Origin of the sequence: Sphaerochaeta sp. S2 (assembly GCF_016406725.1) — a bacterium.
Lineage (GTDB): Bacteria > Spirochaetota > Spirochaetia > Sphaerochaetales > Sphaerochaetaceae > Sphaerochaeta.
This window is the reverse complement of the sequence record NZ_JAEKNT010000319.1, coordinates 1-1,853: the sequence shown is the minus strand read 5'-3', so window position 1 is coordinate 1,853 and position 1,853 is coordinate 1. Positions and strand designations below refer to the sequence as shown.

2 protein-coding genes are annotated in these 1,853 nt (G+C 35.0%); both read left to right on the top strand.

Features of this window, described 5'->3' with window-relative positions:
* Window positions 1–1,197: EAL and HDOD domain-containing protein (locus JF818_RS09270; protein ID WP_233067077.1), on the top strand; the 1,197-nt coding region annotated here is incomplete at its 5' end.
* A 113-nt stretch (window positions 1,198–1,310) separates the two neighbouring features.
* Window positions 1,311–1,700, top strand: coding sequence for a hypothetical protein (locus JF818_RS09265; RefSeq protein WP_198891731.1), 390 nt, complete (start codon window positions 1,311–1,313; stop codon window positions 1,698–1,700).
* Window positions 1,701–1,853 lie beyond the last annotated feature (153 nt).

Below are 1,853 nucleotides of genomic sequence, written 5' to 3'. Positions count from 1 at the left end.
ATATTCGATAGAGATTATAAAGTAGTGGCGTATGAATTGCTTTATAGAGAGGATCATAACAATATTTTCAATGGCAATATCTCAGATAATATGGCCACTTCGTTATTATTACTTAATAGTTTTTTTAATTTTGGTATTGATAAATTGGTAGGTGATTCAAGAGCCTTTATCAATTTTGATAAGCATCTTATCAATCATGGGGTAGCAGAGCTACTGAATAAGGATAAGGTCACCATAGAAATCTTAGAAAGTGTTGAACCGGATGATCGGTTTTTAAAAGAACTGAGGAAGTTGAAGGCATTAGGTTATGTGATCGCAGTCGATGATGTGGATCAAGATTATACCCATCATGCGATAATTGATTTAGCGGAATTAATAAAAATTGATTTTAAGACTTCAACAGAGGAAAGTATCATCAAACAATCAAAGGAGTTCAAGGCAAAGGGGAAAAAGCTTCTTGCTGAAAAGGTAGAAAGTAAAGAAGAGTATGAGAAAGCCCTAGAACTGGGTTTCGATTATTTCCAAGGTTTTTATTTTGCAAAACCAAAAGTTCAAAGAAATAAAAAAATGGATTCCAGTGGCTTACAGTATGTTCGCCTTATGTCGGAGTTAAACAATGATGAACCGGATTTTAATGCGTTATCAAGGATTATTCTACTGGATGTATCCTTAACCTACAAAATTTTAAAGCTGGTAAATTCATATTCAAAGCCGGTCAATGAGATCAAATCGGTTCAACAGGCGATTGCTGTTCTAGGTGTTAAAAACTTCAGAAGATGGTTATCCTTGGCAATGGTTCAGAATCTTTCAACCTATGAAACAAGTGAAGCGGTTAAGTATGCCTTGATTCGATCATCCCTTCTTCATAAGATTGCTGAGAATTCCACCATGGCAAAACATGTGGAGGAACTATCGCTGATCGGTACTTTGTCAATTCTAGATGTAATCATGGAGATGGACATGAAGACCGTGTTAGAGAGCTTACCGATTGGAGATGAACTAAAGGATTCTTTGTTGGGTAAGGAAACCATGTATAGTGACGCTTTAAAGCTTTGCTATGCTTATGAGAAAGGTGTCTTTGATGAAGCTGAAGTAGCAGCTGTGAATATTCGCTATGATTTGGCGAAATTGCCGGAACATTATGTGGCGGCTATCTCCTGGGCGGATCAAGTATATAGGGAGCTAAAAAACCTTTAGTGGTCAAAAAAAACTCAGTTGGCTAAATAATCAGTATATGGGCTAAATACACTCTTAGCCTATTTTTTTATGCCCTTCTTGCTATAATAATAAACATAGTTAAGGAGAAAGAGATGGCTTTAAATTTGAAAAAATGGCCTCTAGATGAATTTTATGATGTTCTTTATAAAATACAAAGAGAAGATCTTTCAATAAGATATCCTTTAGAGGTTAGAAAAATCCAAAATGGGATTGGCTTTAAAATGTTTACCAGGAATGATGAACTATCACTGTATATGTACCCGAATCATCCTGCCTTAGAGATAAGTATCGTCAGAAAAGGGATGCGTTATATTTACCCAAGACGAACGATAAAAGTGAAGAAACATAATGTTTATGACTTACTAAAGCTTCTAAAATCAGATGACAGACTTCAGGAATCGGGGAAAATTGTTGAAGTATATATCAAGGAGATTTTAATGGTCTCTGGTCGTGAAGTGTTTGAAAGGAGTAAACTAGGGTAATTTATAATACGGGAATAATCTAAATAGAGTATGAATTGGTGTGAGACATATTGTTTAGATAGGGGTACGTATGAAAGTATTATTGTTTACTCAAAAGAAAGATTATGTAAAAGTAATCGGCCTACTTTGTAAGGAGATTCATAAGAGTTTGGT